The 21,824-nt window shown below is 39.6% G+C and carries 18 protein-coding genes and 2 tRNA genes; 10 read left to right on the top strand and 10 right to left on the bottom strand.

Annotated features, from left to right (window positions below; genetic code table 11):
* The first annotated feature begins 11 nt into the window (after positions 1-11).
* The 3 genes from tsaE to H3299_RS01875 all read left to right on the top strand — a co-directional run bounded on the left by tsaE (position 12) and on the right by H3299_RS01875 (position 2,979).
* The gene (gene tsaE, locus H3299_RS01885) at positions 12-1,499 is read left to right on the top strand and encodes a tRNA (adenosine(37)-N6)-threonylcarbamoyltransferase complex ATPase subunit type 1 TsaE (protein WP_182418646.1); all 1,488 of its coding nucleotides are present in this window, start codon (positions 12-14) and stop codon (positions 1,497-1,499) included.
* Between the two features lie 40 nt (positions 1,500-1,539).
* Positions 1,540-2,430 (top strand): dihydrodipicolinate synthase family protein, encoded by an 891-nt coding sequence (locus H3299_RS01880; RefSeq protein ID WP_182418645.1) that lies wholly within the window; start codon positions 1,540-1,542, stop codon positions 2,428-2,430.
* A gap of 147 nt (positions 2,431-2,577) precedes the next feature.
* A complete protein-coding gene (locus H3299_RS01875) occupies positions 2,578-2,979 on the top strand; it encodes a hypothetical protein (RefSeq protein WP_182418644.1) in 402 nt (133 codons plus the stop codon).
* Positions 2,980-3,077: 98 nt separating this feature from the next.
* Here the strand turns inward: H3299_RS01875 and H3299_RS01870 are convergent, their stop codons facing one another.
* Positions 3,078-4,022: a hypothetical protein gene (locus tag H3299_RS01870; RefSeq protein ID WP_182418643.1), complete on the bottom strand. Its 945-nt coding sequence runs from the start codon at positions 4,020-4,022 to the stop codon at positions 3,078-3,080.
* Positions 4,023-4,604: 582 nt separating this feature from the next.
* On the opposite strand from H3299_RS01870, the gene H3299_RS01865 reads away from it, so the two are divergent.
* Complete coding sequence (locus H3299_RS01865; protein WP_182418642.1) at positions 4,605-5,543, top strand: peptidylprolyl isomerase; 939 nt, start codon at positions 4,605-4,607, stop codon at positions 5,541-5,543.
* A 545-nt stretch (positions 5,544-6,088) separates the two neighbouring features.
* On the opposite strand, the gene H3299_RS01860 is transcribed toward H3299_RS01865, so the two are convergent.
* From H3299_RS01860 to miaB, 6 genes are all read right to left on the bottom strand, one after another.
* The gene (locus H3299_RS01860) at positions 6,089-6,502 is read right to left on the bottom strand and encodes a helix-turn-helix domain-containing protein (RefSeq protein WP_182418641.1); all 414 of its coding nucleotides are present in this window, start codon (positions 6,500-6,502) and stop codon (positions 6,089-6,091) included.
* Positions 6,503-6,639: 137 nt separating this feature from the next.
* Positions 6,640-8,217 carry an apolipoprotein N-acyltransferase gene (gene lnt / locus H3299_RS01855; protein WP_182418640.1) on the bottom strand — a complete coding sequence of 526 codons (1,578 nt, stop codon included), beginning with the start codon at positions 8,215-8,217 and terminating at the stop codon, positions 6,640-6,642.
* A gap of 547 nt (positions 8,218-8,764) precedes the next feature.
* Entirely contained in the window at positions 8,765-9,721 is a 957-nt protein-coding gene (locus tag H3299_RS01850) for a transporter associated domain-containing protein (RefSeq protein WP_182418639.1), read from the bottom strand.
* Positions 9,722-9,872: 151 nt separating this feature from the next.
* On the bottom strand, positions 9,873-10,373 hold the full coding sequence (gene ybeY / locus H3299_RS01845) for an rRNA maturation RNase YbeY (protein ID WP_246708110.1): 501 nt from the start codon (positions 10,371-10,373) through the stop codon (positions 9,873-9,875).
* 30 nt (positions 10,374-10,403) lie between these two features.
* Complete coding sequence (locus H3299_RS01840) at positions 10,404-11,483, bottom strand: PhoH family protein (RefSeq protein ID WP_246708109.1); 1,080 nt, start codon at positions 11,481-11,483, stop codon at positions 10,404-10,406.
* Between the two features lie 171 nt (positions 11,484-11,654).
* A complete protein-coding gene (gene miaB, locus H3299_RS01835) occupies positions 11,655-13,058 on the bottom strand; it encodes a tRNA (N6-isopentenyl adenosine(37)-C2)-methylthiotransferase MiaB (protein ID WP_182418638.1) in 1,404 nt (467 codons plus the stop codon).
* Positions 13,059-13,308: 250 nt separating this feature from the next.
* On the opposite strand from miaB, the gene H3299_RS01830 reads away from it, so the two are divergent.
* The 5 genes from H3299_RS01830 to H3299_RS01810 all read left to right on the top strand — a co-directional run bounded on the left by H3299_RS01830 (position 13,309) and on the right by H3299_RS01810 (position 17,023).
* Entirely contained in the window at positions 13,309-13,860 is a 552-nt protein-coding gene (locus H3299_RS01830) for a DUF1190 domain-containing protein (protein ID WP_182418637.1), read from the top strand.
* A 26-nt stretch (positions 13,861-13,886) separates the two neighbouring features.
* Positions 13,887-15,056 (top strand): glutathionylspermidine synthase family protein, encoded by a 1,170-nt coding sequence (locus H3299_RS01825; RefSeq protein WP_182418636.1) that lies wholly within the window; start codon positions 13,887-13,889, stop codon positions 15,054-15,056.
* Between the two features lie 131 nt (positions 15,057-15,187).
* A tRNA-Sec gene (locus tag H3299_RS01820) sits at positions 15,188-15,283 on the top strand.
* Between the two features lie 136 nt (positions 15,284-15,419).
* Positions 15,420-15,842: a large conductance mechanosensitive channel protein MscL gene (mscL, locus tag H3299_RS01815; RefSeq protein ID WP_182418635.1), complete on the top strand. Its 423-nt coding sequence runs from the start codon at positions 15,420-15,422 to the stop codon at positions 15,840-15,842.
* Between the two features lie 509 nt (positions 15,843-16,351).
* Positions 16,352-17,023, top strand: a complete 672-nt coding sequence (locus H3299_RS01810; RefSeq protein ID WP_182418634.1) for a YdcF family protein — start codon at positions 16,352-16,354, stop codon at positions 17,021-17,023.
* 319 nt (positions 17,024-17,342) lie between these two features.
* Here H3299_RS01810 and H3299_RS01805 read toward each other — a convergent pair whose 3' ends face one another.
* The 3 genes from H3299_RS01805 to H3299_RS01795 form a co-directional block, all read right to left on the bottom strand.
* Positions 17,343-18,227, bottom strand: a complete 885-nt coding sequence (locus H3299_RS01805; RefSeq protein WP_182418633.1) for a LysR family transcriptional regulator — start codon at positions 18,225-18,227, stop codon at positions 17,343-17,345.
* A gap of 186 nt (positions 18,228-18,413) precedes the next feature.
* On the bottom strand, positions 18,414-19,496 hold the full coding sequence (locus H3299_RS01800; RefSeq protein ID WP_182418632.1) for an Ldh family oxidoreductase: 1,083 nt from the start codon (positions 19,494-19,496) through the stop codon (positions 18,414-18,416).
* A 2-nt stretch (positions 19,497-19,498) separates the two neighbouring features.
* A complete protein-coding gene (locus H3299_RS01795) occupies positions 19,499-21,034 on the bottom strand; it encodes a DASS family sodium-coupled anion symporter (RefSeq protein WP_182418631.1) in 1,536 nt (511 codons plus the stop codon).
* A 472-nt stretch (positions 21,035-21,506) separates the two neighbouring features.
* Here H3299_RS01795 and H3299_RS01790 point away from each other — a divergent pair.
* Positions 21,507-21,581: transfer RNA gene (locus H3299_RS01790), tRNA-Glu, on the top strand.
* The last annotated feature ends 243 nt before the right edge of the window (positions 21,582-21,824 follow it).

The raw sequence follows: 21,824 nt of genomic DNA, 5'->3' as shown, positions 1-21,824 counted from the left end.
TTTAAATTGCTATGGAATTAACCCTTCACCTCAGTAATGAAGATGCAACAAAGCGTTTTGGCGAAGATCTTGCCTTAACCTTAAAAAAAGGTGATCTTATAATTCTTGAAGGTGATTTAGGCATGGGAAAATCAACCCTTGCCCGTAGCATTATTCAAACCCTTGCTGATGATGACACATTGGATGTACCAAGCCCCACCTTCACTCTTGTACAAACCTATAATGAACTGCGCTTACCTGTTGCCCATGCCGATCTTTACCGTATTGGCAGCCCCGAAGAAATCTATGAGCTTGGTCTTGAGCAAGCACTTGATAATGGTGTGCTGATTGTTGAGTGGCCAGATAAGGCAGAAGGACTTTTACCAAGACCTACATTTTCATTACGGATTTTTGAAGAAAATGATGGGCGCGGCGTTATCATTGCCGTTGATGAAGAAGCATCTTTGCGTTTACGGCGCACAGCAATTATCCGAGACTTTTTAATTCGCTATAACCGGGGCGAAGCTAAAAGACATTTTTTGGCCGGCGATGCTTCAGCGCGCGCCTATGAGCTTATCACCTATGGCGAGGATAAATGCGAAGTGTTGATGGATGCGCCACAACTCGAAATGCCTGAAAAAACTGGTGCAAGCTATGCAAAGACAGCGAACCTTGCACAAAGCATCGACCAATTTGTTGGTATTGACCGTATTATCCGCGAAAATAATTTTAACGCCCCAGAAATTTATGCTGGCGACCTTGATAGTGGTCTATTGCTGCTTGAATATTTAGGGCAAGATGGCATTATTGATGAACGCCGCTTACCGGTCACCGAACGCTATCTTGCAGCAACGGCATTTTTAGCTGATTTTCATGAGGTTGATTGGCCAAAACATGCGGTTTGGGAAGATTTAAGTATTGAAATTCCCAATTATGACCGTGATGCACTTCATATTGAAACCAATTTGCTCTTGGACTGGTATTTGCCATTTATTTCACAAGTCGAGCCAATCGACCAAATGCGCGAATATTATTATCAAATCTGGGATGTTTTGTTCGATGAACTAGAAACAGCGCCTAAAAGCTTGGTCATGCGCGATTATCATTCCCCCAATATACTTTGGTGCAGCGAACGTGAAGGCAATGACCGCATTGGCCTTATCGACTTTCAAGATGCGCAAATGGGACCAACCGCTTATGATGTGGTGTCTCTTGCCCAAGATGCGCGCATTACCATTGCAGCACCAACTGAAGAAGCACTTATCCGCCATTATTGCTCAAAACGTGCTTTACTTGATAAGCAGTTTAATGAAAAACAATTTCGCCAATCCTATGCAATTTTAGGGGCACAGCGCGCTTGTAAATTACTCGGCCTATTTATTCGTCTTGATAAGCGTGATGGCAAACCACAATATTTAAAACATTTACCACGCATGACCGATTATCTCTTGCGCAATCTCAAGCACCCAGCTTTGTCACCGCTTAAAGATTTTCTACGCATGGTGAATATTATTCGCTAAAAATTAAAAGCTCATAATATTTAGGCTGTATGGGGAAATTATGTTTTCTGGCCTTAGTGCATTTCCACTTACTCCCATGAATGAAAATGGTGTTCAAGAACACCATTTCATCAAACTCATCGATAATTTGTCAAAGCACGACATAGCATCAATTGGGCTTTTAGGTTCCACTGGTTGCTATGCATATTTAAACAGAGCCGAGCGATTACATCTCACCCAAATAGGACTAGAACATGCAGGCGATAAGCCTGTTATGGTTTCCATCGGCGCGTTACGCAGCCGTGATGTTTGCCATTTAGCCGATGACGCACAAAAGGCCGGCGTAAAAGCACTTTTGCTTGCGCCACTATCTTATCAACCATTGAGTGAAGCAGAAGTATTTGGGCTTTATCGCGATGTTTGCCATAATATTTCCGTGCCACTTTGCGTTTATGATAATCCACAAACCACGAAATTTGTTTTCAATAACGAATTATACGGCAAAATTTGCAATCTACCCAATATTGCCGCAATTAAAATTGGCCAAATACCAAAGGATTTAAACCAAGCAAAAACCTTTATAAAGCAATTGCGCCAAGACATACCAAGCCATGTTAAAATTGGCATTAGCGGAGATGCACAAGCTGCCCGTGGGCTTAGTGCTGGTTGTGATTGCTGGTTTTCAGTATTGGGCGGACTATTCCCCAAGCTTGCATTAGATTTACAGATCGAAGCTGAAAACAAGCTAAATGGTGATGAAAATCTTGTTTCAACTGCACTATTACTACTTTGGCGCCTTTTTGAAAAATATGGTTCCTTGCGCGTTATTGCTACAGCTGCTGAAATCTTAAAGAAAACCGACCATCCCTCATTGCCTTTGCCACTGCAAAGCTTAAGCGATGAGGAACATTATAACCTTAGCCAATTATTAAATTTTCATAATTTTGCTTAAAACTTCGCTTCTCAGCAGATATTGATCGTTTAATACTTTTATTGTTTGACGATTGGACAACCAAAACATCAGCCATTGACCACCAAAGTGAAATAATTATCATTAGAGTAACAACCAAAAAACGGTTAAGAAATTTGGAGTTAATAAGTGATTACACGTGATTACATTGATAAAATAAATAGGTTTTATTATGACAACAAGATAGAGACACGTGATATTGATATTATAAGTTACTATGGTGATATTTTAAAAATTGGATTGTGTTGGGATATAACAGATCCTTATGATGAGGCAATTATTTTAGAAAATGTTGATCTAATCAGCTGTCCAACTCATTGGATTTCTGATGTTAATAGAAATTTTATATCTCTTGTAGAAGAAGATAGTGATGAATTTTCTTTAATAACTAAGCGGTATAGTACTAAATATAAAGAAGGTTATGACCTTTTGAGAATTGAAGAAAGCTGGGGAGAAGTTTTTTATTTTTCTGCAAAAAACATAAGATTTATAAATAAAAAATTATCAATTCAAGAAATTCTTAATTACTAAAAATCTTATTAGTCAAACTTTTACTTTTCAAAATACCAAGCTTATGCGATGATGATACCGACTATCTATTACAGTTAAAAAAATTGTGCTTTAGCATATCACCCTTGGTGCTCTTTCAATTGATTAACGATTGAGGTGACACAAAAAGTCAACCATTGATCGCCACAAATATAGTGTAACTGGTCATCTCGCCCACCAATCACTTGCAAAGGCTGTGCACTATCCATATGGGCTAAATAATGCTTGGCAGCATCATTCTTTGCTATAATTTCTATAAGGTTAGGATCATCATAACTGCAAGCCACTACCAAATGATCTTGGTTGAAAGCTAACATTTTACCGCCCTTTATATCTGCTTGCCAATGTGCAGTAATACCTTGCGGGCTTAATGCTATAATTATATAATCGCTATCATAATAAGCATAGGCTTCGTTGCTACCAATATTTAATGCGTAACAATCAACAATATAAAAGCTGTCCATTTCCTTATCAACCGACCATAAAGGCTTGCCATTGCCATCACAGCAGATAATCGGTGCAAGAGCAAAATTTTCGCGCGCACCACTTGCATCCCAGCCACGATTATAATTTGTGCCTTCGTCAAAAAAGCCAATGATAATCTCATCATGCTTATTAATTTGCGCATGCTCAATCGCATCGCCTAAATTAAATTGGCTCATAATTGCGCCTGTTGGCGCAATGCGCATAGCATTTTTATCCCCCCTATTATAACAACGTGGATTTACCACCAACCAGTCACCATTGGAAAATTGATCTATTAAAGGATATATTGGATCACGCATCGCAAACGATGCTTTGGCTTTAAATGTTTCGCCATCAAATATCGCAATGAGATAGTTTATTTTTTCGGGTAATTTTGCACTTTTTTGATCATTGCGCCACCAAGCAATTAAATCAAAATCAGTTGAGAGAATGGCAAGATCACCATTAATAAGTACTGTATAGCTAAGATGATAATAACAACCATCAGCTAACATTGGCAAAGCAACCGAACGATCAGCTTTTATCAAACGCGTTTTCATATTCAGTTCCCCCTTATCTTTGCCGATGTTTTATAACAGCAAATATGCAAAATATTTTATATTCACTAAATTATAGATCAACCAACCAATAATCACCTAAGCGGTAAATACTTAACCTTTGCGCTAAGACTAGATATAATCGATATAAAAAAAAATATCTTCACATTAAAAATATATAATTAAACGTGATCGCCAAGGAAAAGCAACCAAATAGCAGCAACGAAACGCCTAACCCATTCACTTTAAATAATTATATCTTTTATTAATCATATTTAATATTTACGTGAAATTATAAAATTTGCACCATAATGCTTTTCAAATCAAAATTTTGCCGTTATCCTGACTAGAGTCGCTAAAAGGTAGTTATGAAGAATTGCTGTTAAGCTTAAACTTTCTAAACTTGTTAAATTTACGGACAAGATTGAAGCTATTGCTTAAAAAAGGAAAAATGAAATTAAAGATTATTAATGAAATTATCTTTATCAACCATTTTACTTTTCCATTTAAAATCGCAACTCTTCCATGATAAGCCATATTTATTCAAAGGGGGCAAGGCGCCCTCTTCCTGCTAAGGAGTTTTACATGAAGTCGAAATTGAAAGCCATGCTTGTGGCTTCTACCTTAATCTTAGGAAGCAGTCTGGTTGCTCAAGCGCAGGAAACGGAAAGCCCTGCGATGCCGCAGCCAGAGGCTGAGCAAGTTAGCAAGGCAGAAACTAAAACCTTTGGCCCAGATCAAGTCATTGCCGTGATTGATGGCAAGAACATGACAACCAAGGATCTTGACGCTTGGGCTAATATTATTGTTCCTGGCACACCTGAGACCTTAGCGCAACGCCGTTTGCGTGCGTTAGAAGTTTATGTTTCATTAAAAGCATTTTCGACTGCAGCACTTAAAGAAAAAATCGACCAAGATCCAACTTTCAAAATGCGCTCTGAATTGGTTCTCGAAAGTAACCTGCAGCAGGCTTACCTTGCCGAAAAGCTAAAGCAGTCAGTAAAAGAAGAGGAAGTTAAGGCTTTTTATGACAAAGAAATAGCCAACATGCCTAAAGAAGTTGAAGTGCATGCCCGCCATATTCTTGTTGACAGTGAAGCTGACGCTAAAAAGGTTATTGAGCGTTTAGAAGCTGGTGAAGATTTTGAAAAAATTGCTAAAGAATCCTCAACCGACGGATCTAGTGCAAATGGCGGAGATCTTGGCTATTTCATCAAAGGACAAATGGTAAAGCCTTTTGAAGATGCTGCCTTTGCCCTTAAGGCCGGCGAATACACCAAAGCACCGGTTAAATCACAATTTGGTTGGCATGTTATTAAGGTTGAAGATATCCGCGATAAGCAGCCACCAGAATATGCTGATGAAAAGCCAAAGATTGAAAATATGTTGATGCAACAAAATTACAATGAATTGGTGAAGAAAACCATTAGCGATTTTGCTGTTACCTATCCTGATAAGGATGTTGCAGAGTACATGAAAGAGGCAGTTGATAAAATTGCCGTTGAAGGCGGCGAAGAAGAATAAGCCGGTTTTAACCTATTGAAATAAAATGGCGTATTTGGCTTTTTAAAAGCTGAATACGCTTTTTTTTATCATGATGGGACTTAAAAACATACAATCAATGATAGAGGCTTTGCTCTTAGGATTTCACCTATAAAAAGCTGCATATGATGACAGCATGAGCGCACTTAACCTTGTTAATTCAAATTTTTTTGAAAGATGGGGCTCTAAACCATTATGCATAGCTTGAGGCAATAATCCTTGATCAAAATTATGCCGCCAGTAGTGATAAGGCAATGAAATATAATAATAAAATTTTTTGAAAAAAGCATTAAGCGAAGCTCGTAAAGCCAATATTAACTGAAATAACATCAGTCTTTTTAAATCATATTAAAACTTCAAAATTCAATTTTTACCTAATATATATTACTATGAATTTTATTAATTATAAAATAATACAATAATATAAAAGCTACTATTCTGGCACTGTATTAACGAAGTAAATATAAAATTAAGCATAAAGTTAAAAGCAATAAAACGTCTTGTTTCCCGCTATATCATTGTCAAAACTATCTATCCTCAAGGTGATCGTCTTGCGATAAAGCCTTGGCAAGATCAATAATTTTGCGTCTGACTTTAGGGTCTTTGATATTCGTGAAAGCACGAATTAACTGTAATCCTTCGCCACTTGAAACCATTTCCAAAGGATTGGCTTCGGCTTCGGCAAATCCTTCATCAAGTTCACTATTGGACACATCTTCAAAAAAGAAGGATACCGGCACTTCCAAGGTTTCTGCAATTGCTTGCAGACGACTTGCACCTACCCTATTTGTACCCTTCTCGTATTTTTGCACTTGCTGAAAAGTAATTCCAAGTTGTTCGCCTAGTTTTTCTTGACTAAGCCCTATAGAATTACGACGCAAACGAATGCGGCTTCCCACATATACATCAATTGGATCTGGTTGTTTTTTCTTTACTGTCATTATGTTTTTCGCTTATCAGCGCTTTTCCCGGCCATTTTACAATAATAAGATTAGATATCCCTATCAGATGATAATTTTACAAAAACATCTGTCGCAATGCTTGCATAACATAATAATAATGCCCCAATGTCAATTGATCAGCGGCGGCTGTAGCGCCTTAAAAACCCACTAAAGATTGATAAAATTAGAATTATAGATAAAATTTCTTTACCATTTGAAATCTTATGCCAATTTGGTGCGTTATAGCTTGGAATTGGCGCATCAAGATAGGCAACACGATTCTGTTCAATTTGCCCGATGATTCTTCCATAAGGATCAACCACGGCGGTAATACCATTATTGGTCGCCCTAATCAGCGGCATATTTTGCTCAACCGCCCGCAAGCGTGCCTGCTGAAAATGCTGCCACGGTCCGGGAGTTTGGCCAAACCATGCATCATTGGTAAGATTGACCAAAACATTAGGTCTATCGCCGCTATAATCCATTTCATTTGGAAAAATAGCTTCATAACAGATAAGTGGCAAAATCGTCAGTCGTTCAGAAAGCGTCAGCGTTTTATGATCGCTCGCAGTGCTATAACCACCAACGGTTTCTGCTATAGCCGAAAGACCAAACTGCTTAAAAAATTCACTGAAGGGCATATATTCACCAAATGGCACAAGGTGCACCTTATCGGCATAAGCAATAACATCCCCGCTTTTATCGACAATTTGCATGGAGTTATAAAAGCTTTGTTTACCATTCTCATCATAGGAAAGTCTAACACTGCCTGTCATGAGCAGTTGTTTATCTTGCAATAGGCTTGCTATGTTTTCCTTTAATTCTGGGGTATAATCAAGATAATAGGGCAAAGCCGTTTCCGGCCAAATAATAATATCGGGCTTTCTTGAACTTTCTGGATTTTCTTCAATCGATAATGATACCAATTCATCATAATTTTGCCGTGCCAAAACTGCATCTTGCTTTTCGCTTTGATCAATAGATGGTTGCACCAAACGCACCATAATCTCATCCCCATTGGCGTAATTATTAGGCGCAAAGGAAAGTCGATAGGCACCAAAACCGACATCGAAGACGATAAGTAACCCTGCAAGCGAAAATGCGATTTTACGCTCTTTTCCATCAGCAAGAATAGCAGGTGTTGCATAAACCAACACCGCAAGAAAATTTACCCCTAAAACGCCAATCAACGAGGCTATCTGCATTGATGCTACATTGGGCATAGCTGTGTAGCCAATGCTATTCCATGGAAAGCCGGTAAAGGCTACACCGCGCAACCATTCTGCAAGGCCAAATGTCAAGCTTAAAGTAACAATCCGCCCATAGTAATTCCAATTTAAGATGGCGGCAACCACAGCAGCTAAACCATAGTAAAGCGCAAGAAATGCCGGTAAGCCAAAAATTGCAAACGGAATTGCCCAATAATAGCTAGCAAAATCTACAAACATTGCGCTCGATAGCCACCAAAGCCCAAAAACAAAATAGCCAAAACCAAAACTCCATCCAGTTAAAGCTATTAAGCTATATTTTTTTACCCCATTTACGCGCTCATTTATGCCATCAATCAACCAGACAAGGACAGGAAAGCTAATGAAACAAAGAAAAAACAGATGAAAAGGTGCAAGTGCAAACGCCATAAGCGCGCCAAATATGAAACTTATCAATTGCCGTTTGATGCCTGTTAAATGCTTAAATCCGTCAATCAATCGCAGCATTTTAGGATCCTTTCGCATAAATGCGTTTTAGATAATTTGAAATCTATCAAAATGAGTTTATCGCTGGTTCTATTAATGCTTTATCTTTTAATAAAAACCTTAAAGCAAATGCGGTATCAGAGCGCAGATAAAAACGAATATATTGAATGGCTATATTAAGAATATAAATAGCTTAACATGAGAAGACCCCAATAATAAGTTTTCTATTTTAAATTTGAACAATGCATATTGACCTTTGGAAGCCAAGCGCAAAGAACTAAAATAAAAATTAAGCAAAATTTAACAATGCAGTAACGAAAAATCTAACTGCCTATTAATTTATGTGGTTCAAATAATAATTATACATCAATTGTGCGCCAAATATCAACGTATTTCAACTTTAATATTAACCCCTTATAAGCGACAATAATATTTTAGCAAATATTTTATATAATGGAGCGTTTTAAGGCATAAAAATATCCGATTTTAAGGATAAAGGTAACTTGCATAAATAAAAAACCGCTTGATGTTTCATCAAACGGTTTTTTAAAATTATATTTTAGATCGATTAATTATCTGGCGATAAACGCTTAATCTTAATACGCCGTATGCGGCGGCGATCAGCCTCTAATATTTGGAAGCTGAAACCTATAACTGCTTCAATCGTTTCACCGCGCAGTGGTATGCGATCAAGCACGGTAACAATAAACCCGCCAATCGTATCAACCTCATCAACCAAATCACCAAAATGCATATCTTCACCGATAATTTCGGTAAGTTCTTCAAGATCAGTGCGGGCATCAACAATCCAGCTATCGCCCTCTTCCTTGACAATCATGACATCATCATCGTCATGCTCGTCTTCAATGTCACCAACCACCATTTCAAAGACATCTTCCATGGAGGCAAGACCATCGGTTCCGCCATGCTCGTCAATAACCAAAGCCATTTGCGTGCGGGTTGTTTGCATGCGGCTTAAAAGCTGGCTTGCAAGCATTGAATCGGGCACAAATAAAACGTCACGAATGACCCCAATTTCACCAATCGTCTTAGTTAAATCGACTTGCCCAAGATCCAGCGGTCCATCTTCAACGGTTGACTGAGCGTTGCGGGTAATAAAATTTAAAATATCGCGAATATGAATCATACCGCGTGGATCATCAAGAGTTTCAGCATAGACCGGCATGCGGGAATGACCAGATTTATCAAAACACTTCAATGTATCAGCAAGGCTAGTATCAATATCAATAGCTTCAATTTCAGAACGTGGAATCATAACATCAGCAACGCGTGCTTCATGCAATTCCATTAGATTTTCAAGCATTAATCGTTGCTGCGGCGTTAACAAGCTTTCATCAATGATTTTTTCACTGTCACTGCTTTCAGCATTTCGCGAACGCAAAAAATTGAAAAACTTACCCATAAGGGATGGCTTTACAAGCTTTTGCACTTGCCCAGAACTGGGCTCTTCACTTTCACTACCAGTGTCATGATGTGAGCTAGATGTTGTCGATTTTTCGGCCATTGCGTTGTTCTTGGTTGCCTTTTTTGGTTATTCTTTTATTAATTGACCATCAATGAATAAAAGAAATATTTAAATAAAATAGAATAACTATTTTTACATTGCTAAATATAATAAAGCGATTTTACACTATTTGTAAAGTGCAATAGCGGTACTATTCTTGCCTATAGGGGTCAGGGATTTGAAGTTTTGCTAAAATTTCTCGTTCCAAAGCTTCCATTATTTCTGCATCATCGTCATTTTCATGGTCATAACCGAGTAGATGCAACAGGCCATGAACAAAAAGATGGGTAAGATGATGATCAAAAGGCTTATTTTCTTCCCTCGCCTCACCTTCCACCGTTTCACGCGCGATAATAATATCACCAAGCATGACATCTGGTTCTTCATTTGGTGCAATATCAAAGGCAGGAAAAGATAAGACATTGGTAGCCTTATCCTTGTTACGCCACTGCGCATTTATCGCCCGTATGGCTTCATCATTGGTGAAGACAAGGCTTAACTCGCTTTCAACGTCATCAAATCCCAAATGCAACATAGTTTCATAGGTTGCCTTTTGTGCTAACGCCAATAATTGCGGCTCACTTTCCCAAGCATCATCTTCAATAACAAGGTCAATGTCTATTTTTAACATATCGCCATCAACTGCTGACATGTGCACTCCAGCATCCATAATTGACACCATTTAAGAGTTACCGCTCATTTTATCGCCAAATTTTTGATCTTGTCTTGCTTTATTTTCACGAAAATCACGATCATAGGCTGATACAATTGCAGCAACGAGCGGATGGCGCACAACATCTTTTTCGGTAAATGTTACCGTTACAATATTATCGACATTATTTAAGATGCGCAATGCCTCCACAAGGCCAGATTTTTGCCCCATGGGCAAATCCACCTGACTTGGATCACCAGTAATAATCATCCGCCCACCCTCGCCAAGGCGGGTCAAAAACATTTTCATTTGCATTGCGGTGGTATTTTGCGCCTCATCAAGAATAATAGCAGAATGCGCCAAAGTGCGCCCACGCATAAAGGCAAGTGGCGCAATTTCAATAACACCAGCAGTAATGGCCCGCTCTACTTTATCAGCAGGCATCATATCATAAAGCGCATCATAAAGCGGCCGCAAATAGGGATCGACCTTTTCTTTCATATCGCCAGGCAAAAAACCTAGTCTTTCGCCTGCTTCAACAGCCGGGCGTGATAAAATGATGCGGTCAACCACACCGCGCTCTAATAATTGCGCCGCATGGGCAACAGCAAGATAAGTTTTACCCGTACCTGCAGGCCCTACGCCAAAAACAAGCTCAGCACGATCCATTGCGCGCATATAGGCATCTTGCGTTGGTGTACGCGCATAAATGGTTTTTCTGCGGGTCGAAATATGAGCAATTCTTTGCTTGGCACTATGTTCCATAGTTGGCAATTCAAGCTGCGGCTCAGGAGCCATTGCAATAGCAATTGCACCATCCGTATCAGATAAATTAGGATTATTGCCTTGTTTTACCAATTGATAAAGATGATCCAAAGCGCGGCGTGCTTGTGCGGTTGCCATTGGCTCACCGCGTAAAGTCACCTCATTGCCATGCGCTCTAATATCAATACCAAGCTTTTGCTCAATGCGGGCAAGATTTTCATCAAAATGCCCAAAAACCGCAAGAGATTCGCGATTACTGTCAAAGGTTAAAACAATATGGGCCAAATCTGATGCACCACCTGTTACGGATACTTCACTTGTCTCTATCTCACTTTTTTCGCTCAAGCGTATTTTCCCCTAAAATGTGAGCTGATATCAATATAAGCAGTATAAATTAGATTCAAAAACCTGCATAAAATTTTACGACGGCAAAGTTTCATAAATATTTTATCATCATAGCTTTTGTTGATAAATAAGAAAAATATCTCATTTATCAACAATTAAAATCAATAATCATTAAGCTGATAATAAGGTTGCAGGCTCATCAAGCGGATAGCCAACCAAACTATTTGGCCCAGCCTCACCAATTTTCACAGTAATCATTTCACCAGTCGGTGCGTCTGTCGTTACCGCAATAGGTAACAGCCAAGGCGATCGTCCAATCATCTGCCCATCATGGCGACCTTTACGCTCCACCAAAACATCTGTGGTAACGCCAATTTTAGAGCGTAGAAATTCGCGCTGCTGCTTGCCTAGCAAGGCTTGTAACTCCTGCAAGCGCTCGTCCTTAATTGCTTCATCAACTTGGTTTTTCATATCTGCACCGGGCGTACCGATACGCGGTGAATATTTAAATGAATAGGCAGAAGCATAAAAGACTTCTTCAACCAAACGCATAGTTGCCTTAAAATCTTCATCGGTTTCGCCAGGGAAGCCAACGATAAAATCACCCGACATAGCAATATCTGGGCGCGCTTCACGCATCCGCTCAATCAAGCGCAAATAATCATCGACAGTGTGATGACGGTTCATAGCTTTTAAAATAGAATTAGAGCCTGCTTGTACGGGCAAATGTAAATAAGGCATCAATACATCAAGATCACGATGCGCAGCAATTAGCCCATCATCCATATCATTGGGATGACTTGTCATATAACGCAAACGCTTGACACCATCTATCTCAGCAAGCTTATAAAGCAACTCACCTAAACGCCAAGATTTGCCATCTTCACCCACGCCATGCCAACCATTAACATTTTGGCCAAGCAAAGTTATTTCACGCACGCCCGAATCAACAAGACGTTGCGCTTCACGAATAATTTGCGCAACGGGACGAGAACTTTCAGCCCCGCGCGTATAAGGAACAACGCAAAAAGTACAAAATTTATCGCACCCTTCTTGCACAGTTAAAAACGCACTCACGCCGCGGCTTGCTACCGCTTCACGCTTGGGCAAAGGCAAATGCTTAAATTTATCTTCAACCGCATATTCGGTTTCAACAACCTTTTTGCCACTTTCCACATCGCGCAATATTTGCGGCAAACGATGATAAGTTTGCGGGCCAACAACAAGATCAACCCCTGGAGCGCGGCGAATAATTTCCTCGCCCTCAGCCTGGGCAACACAGCCGGTCACACCAATCGTGATCGGGCGATCCTGTTCAGAACGCAACACACGCAAGCGACCAAGATCAGAATAAAGCTTCTCAGCTGCCTTTTCACGAATATGACAAGTATTTACCAAAATCAAATCGGCATCTTCAGCCGTTTCGGTCGCAACATAGCCTTCAGCACTTAAGCTATCGCTCATGCGCTGGCTATCATAAACATTCATCTGGCAACCATAGGTTTTAATAAAAACCTTGCGGCTATTGGGACGATTAATTGCCTGTGTGGGTGTATTCAAAGTGTCTTTGGTCATAAGATGAGCTTTTACTCTTTTTTCCTGTCTTTTAAAAGACCAAAAAACAATCTTATGTTACAATTCAAGACAATATTATTAAAATAAAGCCAAACTATCCACATCCTATCCTCACTACTAACAGCTTATCGATAATTTGGCGTAATATTTTATTAAAGCGCAAGCAATTATAGCTAAAGTCTTGTATTTGCCACAAAACTATATATTGATAAATTTTACGTGAAAACCAAAAACGCAAAGAGGAAGATACATGAAACGTTGTCTGGCTGTAACGCTCGTATTAATGGGTGGGGTTGCTGTTACCGCATGCGGAGATAGTCAAATTGATACTGCTGTTTTTCAAGATGTTGATGATTGTATTGCAAGTGGCACATTCCCAGCCGACAAATGTCGGCAAGACTTTAAAGAAGCAACTGCAACCCACGTAGCAACTGCACCTGCCTATACCAATAAGGAAGATTGCGAAGCTGAGTTTGGTGTTGGCAAATGTGAACAAAGTCCTGCAGCCGCAACCGGCTCAACGACAACAGTCCATTCAAGCACCGGCAGCTTTTTCTTGCCAATGATGATGGGTTATATGATGGGGTCAATGTTCAATAACGGACAAAGAATGGCGCCACAATCACTTTATCAACGCCCAGGTAGCAGTTCATACGTAAATAGTAATGGTGCAACTGTTGCAAATCAACGTGGTGCAACTCGTTTCTCATCTTCTTCTGCTGCTGCCCGTGCACCTGAAACACGGACAAGAACAATGGCACGCGGTGGCTTTGGCAGCCGTGCAAGCGCTATTTCATCATAAAATAACAGCGGATTAGCAAAAGCATTATGGAACGTATCGTACTTAATGAACGGGCGGATTGGCGTGAAGACGCCGCCGCCAGCGGTTTTGAATTTCATACCATTGATGGCGAACGCTATTGGGATGAACGCCACGCTTACCGCTTTACTCTTGCAGAGATTGAAGAAGGCATTGAAGACCCAACCGCCGAATTAATGGGCATGTGTTACGAAGCTGTGGATCACATCCTTGCCGATGACCAGCTTATGCGCCGTATGGCAATTCCTGAAGAATTTTTCAAAGCTGTACGCCAGTCATGGGAACGCAAAGACCGTGATCTTTATGGTCGTTTCGATTTTTCCTTTAATGGTGAAGAGCCAGCAAAACTGTTGGAATTTAATGCTGATACGCCAACCAGCCTATTTGAAACAGCGGTATTTCAATGGCGCTGGCTTGAAGATATGAAAAAGCGCGGTGAATTGCCGGCTGAGGCCGACCAATTCAATCTTTTACATGAAAAACTTATTGAAGCACTTAAAGCAATTGGCTCGCCCAATGGCGTTATGCATTTTGCTAGCGTGAGTGACAGCCCTGAAGATTATGGCACTGTTGCTTATCTTGCTGACTGCGCTAGTCAAGCAGGCCTTGTGCCAGTTATGATTGACATTGCCCATATTGGCGTTGATGCTGATCATTGGTTTACCGATACTTATGAAGAACGCATCAACACGCTTTTCAAGCTTTATCCGCTTGAAGATATGGTGCGTGAAGATTTTGGCAAATATCTTATTGATACACCTACCCACATTATTGAGCCTTTATGGAAACTTGTTCTTTCTAACAAAGGACTTATGCCAGTTCTTTGGCAAATGTTTCCAGATCATCCCAATCTTCTTGCGTCTTATTTTGAAGATGATTCAAGAAAAAGCCTACTTGCCAACCATTACGTGCGTAAACCGCTTTTATCGCGTGAAGGCGCTAATGTTACCATTATTGATAATGGCATAAAAACCAGCACAATTAAAGTTGATGGCCCTTATGGTGCCGAAGGTTATATTCGCCAAGCCATTCAATATTTGCCCCAATTTGGCGATGACTGGACGGTCATTGGCTCGTGGATTGTAGCCGGGCAACCTGCAGGTATTGGTATTAGAGAAGATGCAACGCCGATTACGCGTAATACATCGCGCTTTGTACCGCATTTTATTCTTGATTAAGCAAAGTTTGCTTTAAACAAAAAAATTGAAAATAAATATACTGCATTTTTTGAATATTAATGATAAATGCAGTATATGCTTTAATATTGGCCAACAAGTAAAATACTAAGCTTGGCTGCTACAAGCATAATGGAAGGGAAGTTCATCCGGTGGTGGATGCGGCCTTCAAAGCCGTAAGGGGCTGCGAGACAGTCTTTGGTGGGTTCGACACCCACTCCCTTCCGCCAATTTATAAAAAATATTGCATATAACTATTGCCCTTTAGCTTCTTTAGCATACATAACTTCAATAGACATTCATGAAAGATCGTATTTATTATTAGTGTTTTCATGAAAATAGATATTTTCAAAATAGGGTATTAAAATGTTAAAAGAATTTCGACAATTTGCCATTAAGGGCAATATGGTTGATTTAGCCATTGGTGTTATTATTGGTGCGGCATTTAGCGGATTGGTCAATTCGGTTGTAAATGATATTTTAATGCCCATCATCGGTCTTCTTACTGGCGGCATTGATTTTTCCAACATGTTTATTCAGCTTGCAGGTGAGCCACAAACCACACTAGCTGCCGCCCGTGCCGCAGGGGCAACTATCGCTTATGGTAATTTCATTACTCTTGCTATCAATTTTATAATTGTTGCGTGGGTATTGTTCCTTGTGGTTAAAGGTATGAATAAGTTGCGCACTAAGGATGAAGTCAAGGTTGAAGCTAAGCCAGAGCCAACTAAAGAAGAAGTCCTTCTTACAGAAATCCGCGATTTACTTGCCACCAAAACAAGCAATTAGAGCGTTTTTTGAAAAGGGTGAAGCAGTTTTTGGACAAAAAACGCGATGTAAACAATGGATTAGAGCACCGATCTGATCCAATCAGATCGGTGCTCTAAAATTATCCTAGCATCTTCCAATTTATTTGGGTTGGAAGATGCTTCTGCCAATATTTTCATGCTTTGGGTCAGATCCGCAATCAATTTATAGGCTAATTTATATGTTCATTGCCTTCAAAGACCATAGGCACATTCGGTCATCAATAATTTCTTGAAGAAATTCAGCTCTCGCATCAATAATTTTACTAAAAATTTTTATTTTTAAGGCAAATATTGCAAATAGAAAAACATAAATTAAAATTTTTGCGCCAATAAAAGACAGCGATCCTCATTTTGCCTTACTGATAGCGATATTTAGATTAAGCAACCCGCTACAATGAGGCATATTTAACTGATCTCGTCATTTTTATAAGGTCTGATTTAATTTATGCTATAAAATAGTAATTATTCCTATTGCGTGAAGAGATATTGATGAAGCCGCGTGACATTTCGGGAAACCAGCAGATACCGCCCGAACAAGGCGACCAAAGCCCGCGATTAAGATACAAGCGCAATTGGCGCAAGCGGTTTTTTAAGCATATTCCACCAATTTCAATTTTTGTTTTTATTGTATTTGCTATTTTTACCACCGGTTTTGTTTATTTTGGCGAAAAAGTTGATCGCTTAATGGCGCCCAATCCCCTGCCGCAAGCTGATGGCATTATTGTGCTAACGGGTGGACGTGCGCGTATTGAAAGCGGCATTTTCCTACTTAACCAAAAAAAAGCACATCATTTGTTAATAAGCGGTGTTAATCCCGCAGCGGATAGTGGCACGCTCGCGCGAGCCAATCACACCGACCCCAAACTATTTGAATGTTGTATTGAGCTTGGACATGAAGCGTTAAACACAAAGGGCAATGGTAGCGAAAGCGCTGAATGGGTAAAAAAACATAATTATAAAAAAATCTATGTAGTCACCAATGATTATCACATGCCGCGCAGCCTCTATATTATGCAACAGGCCATGCCCGATGTTGAACTCATCCCCTACCCTATCCGCGTTGAAAACCAAAGTGATGACTGGCTAAGCATTATTAATCATTTGCGAGTGCTCGGTATTGAATATTTAAAATATATTGGCACACGATTTTTAAATCTTTAGCAAGACAACCAAGACAACCGAGCAAAAGTTTAATGATAGATAAGGTGGAAAGAAAAATATACTAACTTGTCTTAATCTAAAAGAAATATCTATAAAATTGTACTATACAAACAAAAAGCAAATGGTGACAGCAAGAGCAATCGAACCTTTTACGCCCTGCAGCACAGATACTTGAAATCTGCGCGTATACCCATTGCGCCACTTTAGCAATCTGGCCATCATTTGCAGTAACATGAACATTCTGCCAATGGAGTTTGTCAATTGCCCATCGGCTTTTTCATTATGATATTGCTGATGTTTAAAAATTTAAGCTATAAATTTATGCAGCTTTTAGTTTACAAGCGCCAATTTCCATTCCACTTAATTTATCAATAAAAGCCTTAACTAAGCTCAATTCACACGCATCCTTATTATAAAATAGCCATGTATCACGTTCACAATATTTGCCGTTTTTATAAGTTAGTGGTTCATGATAAATTTCTGGTGCCATACCCATCACCGTTGATGGTAAAAACCCATAACCCAATCCATTCCTTACCATTTCAAGGCAGGTATCCAAACGGTCGACATTCATTGAAATACGCGGAGGAATTGAATAATTTTCCACCCACCAGCGATTAATTAATAATTGATTAAGTGGGTCATTTTGATAATCAATCAAATAAAGCTTGTCTAATTCAGAAGCGGAAACTTTGTCCTTATTTGCAAAACACATAACATCCTTATAAAGCAAAAGCCGTTCGCCGGAAAAATGATATTCGCCGCGCACAAAGCCCATATGGACGTTATTGCTAACAACAAGCTGCAAAATATCGCGGCTCCAGCCCGAAAACACCTGATAGCGTACTTCCGGATATTCTTTTTTAAAACTTTGCAAAATCGGTGGAAGTATAAATTTACTCATAAAATGCGAGGCACCTATGCGCACAGTACCTGATATTGTGCCTTTCATGGTTAGGATATGCTCTTTCACATTGGTCATTTCATTGAGCATGAATGAGGCTTTTTTGGCTAAATATTCACCTTCTGCGGTAAATTGAATGCCCCGCTTATTTCGAATAACCAGCGTGGTGTTAAAATAAGATTCCATATTTCGAAGTCGGATAGAAAGAGCCGGCTGGGTCATAAAGAGCCTATCTGCAGCACGCGTAATAGACTTAATTTCATATAGAACTTTTAGCAGTTCCCAATCACGTTCATTCATAATATCATTCCAACGAATTATCCGTATTTTTGCTGTAAACTAGCATCTTTGGCTTATTTCATATCTCTATTTTAAATAGAAATTTAAATTTAATTATAAAGCCTAAATTAAAAAATACTTCTTTGAGTGAAAGAAGACCCTGTCGGCCGATGGGAGGATTACCGACAGGGTAGCAATTGTTTAAAGTCAAACAATTGCGTTTTGTTCATTTTCCTGCTGTATTGCGGGTAATGATATTCCTAAGTTACCGGCTAATTCGGCTAATATTTGCCAAGATTTTTCTTCAACAGGAATAGTATTGCTGAATTTTAGGCGGGTTTTTGCTTCAACTTCACCAGGATATAAAACGACACTATGAGCATCTTGAGTTGGGCAATCTTTCAAATAATCAAAAAATGCCTCGGTTTCATGCTCTGCCCAGTCATTTGGAACGAATTTGCCAATATTGATAATAAGAGCAAAGACATTATTGACCGCCATGCCATTTCCATAATGTTCTTTTTCGATGGTGCCACCGCCTGAAAGAATACCGGCGAAAAGCTCCACAGCCAATCCAAGCCCATAACCTTTATGACCACCAAAGGTTAAAAGGTTTCCGGGAGGGTTTTGAAACAAGACCCGTGGGTCGTTTGTTGGCTTACCGGTTGCATCAATCATACTACCGGCAGGCGCTTCGCAGCCCTTTTCAGCAAGAACACGTGCTTTATTCAAAGCAATCGCGCCCGTTGCCAAATCAAGAACAAATGGTGGTTTGCCATTTGGCAAAGGCCAAGCATAGCACATAGGATTGGTCGTAAGCTTCGCTTTAATACCACCAAAAGGTGCAACTGTAGGCGTGCGTTTAACAATATTACAAAAGGCCAACATCGCCATGCCTGCTTCGCAAGCCATTTCGCCATAATAACCGATACGACCGATATGGTGTCCGTGGCGTAATGTTAAGGCACAGATGCCTTGTTCATGAGCAACATCAATAGCATCCGAAAATGCTATTTTTGCTGCGTGTTGGCCAAAACCGAGGTGAGCATCATAACCAAGCAATACACCAGATTTACGATAACAATTAAGCTCACCATCGACTTTAAGTGTTCCTTGATCCAACGCTTTTATATAATTGGGTAAAATCGTTAGACCATGACTTGCATATCCTACTTGATCGGATGCAATGAGGTGATCGGCAACATTTAAAGCAACCTGATCATTTACACCTTTTGCAAGCAAGATTTCAGATACTAAATTTTTGGCATCAGCTACACCGATGTTAATCATAATTATAACCACCCTAATAGAGGCCAGTAGAACAGAGCCATTAAAAGCATAAGCAGATAGCCAATGATTGTAACGACAATACCCATTTTAGAAAATTCGGTTGGCGTAAATGTTTCTGTTGCCATACACACCATGTTTTGTGGTGCGTTAACAGGAAGGATAAAGCCATAACTCACCACAAAGCCAAGCAACATGCTAAGACCTAATTGGATATCTGGAGTTAAGCTTAAATTGGTGGTTCCGATTGTATGGAACATCACAATCATAATTGGCATGAACAATGATGTTAAGGCTGTCGCACTTGCAAAACCTAAGTGAATAACAATAAGGAATGCCGATAATACGGTAAAGATCATGAAAGGACTTAAAGACGCAAGACCTGCACTTTCAACCACCCAATCACCAAGCCACTTGCCGGCACCAGTATTGAGCAAAGCACTACCTAAGGAAATACCAACACCAAAGACAAGGATAGTACCCCAAGGTGTACGTTTTTGTACTTCTTTCCAACTAATAACGCCAATTCCAGGTAACATCATGATCACGAGACCAACAGTGGTTGATGTTGTTGTATCAATTCTATGCAAGGTACCGCCACCAGTTGCCCAGAAGAATAAAAGTATGCAAGTAATAGTTAGAAGACGAATTTGAGGACCAGGAATACGACCAAGATCTTTCAACTCTTTTGCAACAGCTTCCTTACCACCAGGAATATTATCAGCTTCAGGTGGCATCATCTTTAAAACGACGAAATAAAGCACAAAAGACATAAGAACTGACCATGGTCCGCCAGCAATAAGCCATTGTCCCCAAGAAACTTGTTGTCCAATGCTTGTTTGCATAAAGCCGACAGTCAAAAGATTTTGCGCTGCAGATGTTTGAATACCTACGTTCCAAACACTTGTTGCCTGCGCAATCAAAATCATAATACCAACGGCAATGCGTGAGCGTTTTTCAACACCATAAGCTGCAATAATACCAGACATAATTGGTACAATACATGCAACACGCGCTGTAGCACTTGGCACAAATAAGCTAAGAATAATGGTAACAACAATAACACCAATAAGAATGCGTTTTGTACTTGTACCAATAACATTTAAAGTAATAAGTGCAATGCGCCGATCTAACCCAGTATAGGTCATAGCCGCAGCAAGGAAAGTTGCACCTGCAACCAGTGCCCAAGCACCATTGGAAAAGCCCGATAAGGCCATACCCATGCCTTTAGATGTTCCAAGCCACTTGGCTGGATCTTCGCTTATAAACTCTTTTGCCGCATCTAGCGTGACTGTGGGGGCTAACCCAACGAGCAAAGCTATTAACGCAACAATTGCGAGAGAACTAACTTCATAGGAAACGGCTTCAGTTAGCCAAACAATTACAGCAAAAGTTAAAATTGCCAACATGCGGTGGCCAGAAGTTGAAAGACCTTCAGGCGTTGGCAGCATCATAATTGCAAATAAAACAAGCAGCCCCGCGAAAAGACCCCAAGGGATTGTAATTTTTTTAGGTTGCGAAACAGCGTCTGCTGTGCCCATGACGCATACTCCTTAATATGATATGCAAATTTTGGGTGCACGACGTCGAACACAAACGAAAAGACGCATGTGCACCAGTGAAGAAAGATCTGAGCGCTGGATCATGGTCTATTGGCAAATGAAGAAATAAAAAATATAAGCTTAATATCTCCAAATGCATAGTATAAAATATACCATGCATTGGAAGTATATTTAACATATACTATCAATGAATCTTGATATGCTTTTTAAACCATTTTAGCTATAAAACATTTTCTTTAAATAAGATAATTTAATTTTATTATGATTAAATATAAAATTAATTTATGGGTGTCTTTGATTTCAATCAAATTATAATTAAATTATATGCTAATATACAAAATTATTTATCGTGTTAAGGACATTGTTCTCATTACCTGATAAAAAGTCATTTTAAAACAAGAAATACGCATTGCCTTTTTAATAAAACAAGCCTATACAGCAAAAATACCGTGCGCCTATCGTCTAGCGGTCAGGACGCCGCCCTCTCACGGCGGTAACAGGGGTTCGATTCCCCTTAGGCGTACCACTTACTCCCAATGTCAAAAAACCATTGTAAAAACCGTAAAAGCTAAATTTTCAATTGCTAAAATATGTAAATTGAATTTTTATTAAAATCTGTCTTAATATTTTTTTCCATGCGACAAATTATTAACCATAATTGCTTATAATAAAGTTTAAGCCGAGGTAGTTTTAGGCGGAACTCCGCCACCTAACTGCTGGAATAGAGATTAATGAATATCTACTGCAGATATTCAAAATGAAGTATGGT

The sequence above is a fragment of the Bartonella sp. HY038 genome (genome assembly GCF_014117425.1).
Classification (GTDB): domain Bacteria; phylum Pseudomonadota; class Alphaproteobacteria; order Rhizobiales; family Rhizobiaceae; genus HY038.
The sequence above is the reverse complement of the archived record's forward strand: the minus strand, read 5'-3'. Positions and strand labels throughout refer to the sequence as shown.

Excerpts from the sequence above, each read along its gene's own strand:
- H3299_RS01800 (WP_182418632.1), bottom strand. The coding sequence starts at position 19,496 with ATGATTAACATCGGTGTAGCTGATGCCAAAAATTTAGTATCTGAAATC.
- H3299_RS01880 (WP_182418645.1), top strand. The coding sequence starts at position 1,540 with ATGTTTTCTGGCCTTAGTGCATTTCCACTTACTCCCATGAATGAAAAT.
- H3299_RS01795 (WP_182418631.1), bottom strand. The coding sequence starts at position 21,034 with ATGGGCACAGCAGACGCTGTTTCGCAACCTAAAAAAATTACAATCCCT.
- H3299_RS01850 (WP_182418639.1), bottom strand. The coding sequence starts at position 9,721 with ATGGCCGAAAAATCGACAACATCTAGCTCACATCATGACACTGGTAGT.
- tsaE (WP_182418646.1), top strand. The coding sequence starts at position 12 with ATGGAATTAACCCTTCACCTCAGTAATGAAGATGCAACAAAGCGTTTT.
- H3299_RS01810 (WP_182418634.1), top strand. The coding sequence starts at position 16,352 with ATGAAGCCGCGTGACATTTCGGGAAACCAGCAGATACCGCCCGAACAA.
- mscL (WP_182418635.1), top strand. The coding sequence starts at position 15,420 with ATGTTAAAAGAATTTCGACAATTTGCCATTAAGGGCAATATGGTTGAT.
- H3299_RS01870 (WP_182418643.1), bottom strand. The coding sequence starts at position 4,022 with ATGAAAACGCGTTTGATAAAAGCTGATCGTTCGGTTGCTTTGCCAATG.
- miaB (WP_182418638.1), bottom strand. The coding sequence starts at position 13,058 with ATGACCAAAGACACTTTGAATACACCCACACAGGCAATTAATCGTCCC.
- lnt (WP_182418640.1), bottom strand. The coding sequence starts at position 8,217 with ATGCTGCGATTGATTGACGGATTTAAGCATTTAACAGGCATCAAACGG.
- H3299_RS01825 (WP_182418636.1), top strand. The coding sequence starts at position 13,887 with ATGGAACGTATCGTACTTAATGAACGGGCGGATTGGCGTGAAGACGCC.
- H3299_RS01805 (WP_182418633.1), bottom strand. The coding sequence starts at position 18,227 with ATGAATGAACGTGATTGGGAACTGCTAAAAGTTCTATATGAAATTAAG.
- H3299_RS01830 (WP_182418637.1), top strand. The coding sequence starts at position 13,309 with ATGAAACGTTGTCTGGCTGTAACGCTCGTATTAATGGGTGGGGTTGCT.
- H3299_RS01860 (WP_182418641.1), bottom strand. The coding sequence starts at position 6,502 with ATGACAGTAAAGAAAAAACAACCAGATCCAATTGATGTATATGTGGGA.
- H3299_RS01865 (WP_182418642.1), top strand. The coding sequence starts at position 4,605 with ATGAAGTCGAAATTGAAAGCCATGCTTGTGGCTTCTACCTTAATCTTA.
- ybeY (WP_246708110.1), bottom strand. The coding sequence starts at position 10,373 with ATGTCAGCAGTTGATGGCGATATGTTAAAAATAGACATTGACCTTGTT.